Source organism: Pontibacterium sp., assembly GCF_041587635.1.
Lineage (GTDB): Bacteria > Pseudomonadota > Gammaproteobacteria > Pseudomonadales > Balneatricaceae > Pontibacterium.
Genome location: NZ_JBFGYC010000581.1, coordinates 1 through 2,445 on the forward strand (window position 1 = coordinate 1; position 2,445 = coordinate 2,445).

Genomic DNA, 2,445 nt, shown 5'->3' on the forward strand with positions numbered 1-2,445 from the left:
CAACTTCGTCTTCGGTTGGGAATTGTCCCATGCCCAGCAGTCCGTTTTCGGACTGCAGCATAACTTCCATATCATCAGGGATGTAGTTCGCTACCAGTGTAGGAATACCAATACCTAGGTTTACGTAGTAACCGTCCTGCAGCTCACGTGCAACGCGCATCGCCATCTGTTCGCGGGAAAGTGCCATAATGAATCTCCTCCCTTATGCTTCGCGCACTGTGCGCTGTTCAATACGTTTCTCGAAAGTGCCCTGAATGACACGGTCGACGTAAATACCCGGCGTGTGGATCTGAGTTGGATCCAGTTCGCCTGGCTCAACAATCTCTTCCACTTCAACCACAGTGATCTTGCCTGCGGTTGCCGCCATTGGGTTAAAGTTCTGCGCTGTGTGGCGGTAGATCACATTACCGTAACGGTCTGCTTTCCAGCCTTTAACAATAGCGAACTCACCGGTAATGGATTCTTCCAGAATGTAGTTGCGGCCATCGAACTCACGTACGTCCTTGCCTTCACCTACCAGCGTGCCGTAACCGGTCGCGGTATAGAATGCAGGGATGCCAGCACCACCGGCACGCATTTTTTCTGCCAGCGTACCCTGAGGAGTCAATTCAACTTCCAGTTCGCCTTCCAGCAACTGTTTCATGAACAGTGCGTTCTCACCCACGTAAGAAGAAACCATCTTCTTAACCTGCTTGTCTTCCAGCAGGATGCCCAGGCCAAATCCGTCTACACCACAGTTGTTGGAAACAATGGTCAGGCCGTTAACGCCCATTTTTTTGATTTGCGCGATGCAACCTTCGGGAATACCGCACAGACCAAAGCCACCAGCGATGACGGTCATGTCGTTATCCAGACCTGCCATTGCCTCTTCGTAGCTGTTTACCACCTTGTCAAAACCGGACATGGGGAGAACTCCTCTCGTTATTATTCAGTTCCAGAGCGTCTAATCATCTGCTCTGCAACAGTTCAATTCAACCTGCTTACAATCCAGTCATGCATGGTGATTCGGGCACCGTGTCACTGAGTGTTTGCTCGCTTCATGTTGAATAGCATCTATTAGATGGTAATATTTATCCAATTTAAAAATTTCAATAATTCATTTAGTTTATTTATGAATGTAACCGTTAAGCAGTTGAAAGCATTTGTTGCAGTAGCGAAAACGCGCAGTTTTGCCGAAGCGGCTGAGCTGGTTTATCTGTCGCAACCAGCTCTGAGTATTGCCATCAAAAACCTGGAAGAAACGGTCGGTGGAACACTGTTGGCAAGATCCACTCGCACATTGGCGTTGACCCCGGAAGGGGAGGCGTTTTACCCGGTCGCCGAACGCCTATTGGCAGACTGGGATGATGCCATGCTGGAGTTGCATAACCTGTTCTCCCTGAAGCGCGGTAAGCTTTCTATCGCGGCTATGCCATCCTTCGCCGGACAGCAGCTGCCCAGTGTTTTAGGCGGCTACCGCCGGTTGTACCCTGATATCAACGTGACCGTGCAGGATGTTGTGGCTGAGGCGGTCGTGGAGATGGTACGCAGTGGGCGGGTAGAAGTGGGTATCGCTTTTTTACCTGATAGCTCAATCGACGACCTGAATTTTGAAACCCTGTTTGAAGACCGGTTTGTTGTTGCGTTACCGGCCGATCATCCGTTGCTGGAAAAGGATGCAATCACATGGAATCAGTTGAAGTCCTACCCCTTTATTGCACTGCAGCGACCGTCCAGTATTCGTGAGGTTATTGAACGAACCTTAGAAGAGAAAAAATTTAATCTGAATATAGAGTTAGAGTCACATCAGCTGATCACTATCATCCGTATGGTGGTGTGTGGGCTGGGTGTCAGTGTGGTTCCGTCACTCTGTATCCCGCAGATCGAACAGCTGGGCGGGCACTGGCGCCCATTGAAAGCCCCAGTGATTACGCGAAAAGTGGGTATATTTACACGCAAACGCTATCCACTTTCAGCGGCGGCAACCGCAATGATTGACGTACTGAAAAAGGGCGAGTTTCAATTGGAGTAGCATGGGGCTCAAAATGTTCTTGAGTAATGACTCATGTAAAAGACTGTCGCAGATCAACACGCTTAAGCCCACAAATCGCTACATTGGATGCCGTTGTGTTGTCCGCTCAGGGAGAGAGTAGAGCAAGACAGCGACTTCTCTGCACGGGCCTCCCTAAGTCAGCAAGGCGGTTCCGTGCAATCCCTTCTTGCCCGCACCGATCTACCCAAAATCGCCGATATTTCACTATCGTTCTGGCTATGTAAGAAATTTTAGATAAATTCTTAAAAAGCAGTTGATGAAGCTGATTTTTCTCAATAGAATACGCGCCTCATGTGATCGGGGCTGGCTATGCCACCTGAGAACATTTGCGGTGAGGTGTCCGAGTGGCCGAAGGAGCACGCCTGGAAAGTGTGTATACGGAAACGTATCGAGGGTTCGAATCCCTCCCTCAC

3 protein-coding genes are annotated in these 2,445 nt (G+C 49.7%); 1 reads left to right on the forward strand and 2 read right to left on the reverse strand.

The features are described from left to right. Both ABYW01_RS19345 and ABYW01_RS19350 read right to left on the reverse strand, forming a co-directional pair. Positions 1 to 187 (reverse strand): CoA-transferase (locus tag ABYW01_RS19345; protein ID WP_372835985.1); only part of this gene is annotated, 187 nt, incomplete at its 3' end. A gap of 15 nt (positions 188 to 202) precedes the next feature. Continuing rightward, complete coding sequence (locus ABYW01_RS19350) at positions 203 to 904, reverse strand: CoA transferase subunit A (protein WP_193954018.1); 702 nt, start codon at positions 902 to 904, stop codon at positions 203 to 205. A gap of 207 nt (positions 905 to 1,111) precedes the next feature. On the opposite strand from ABYW01_RS19350, the gene ABYW01_RS19355 reads away from it, so the two are divergent. Continuing rightward, complete coding sequence (locus ABYW01_RS19355) at positions 1,112 to 2,011, forward strand: LysR family transcriptional regulator (RefSeq protein ID WP_372835987.1); 900 nt, start codon at positions 1,112 to 1,114, stop codon at positions 2,009 to 2,011. Positions 2,012 to 2,445: the final 434 nt, after the last annotated feature.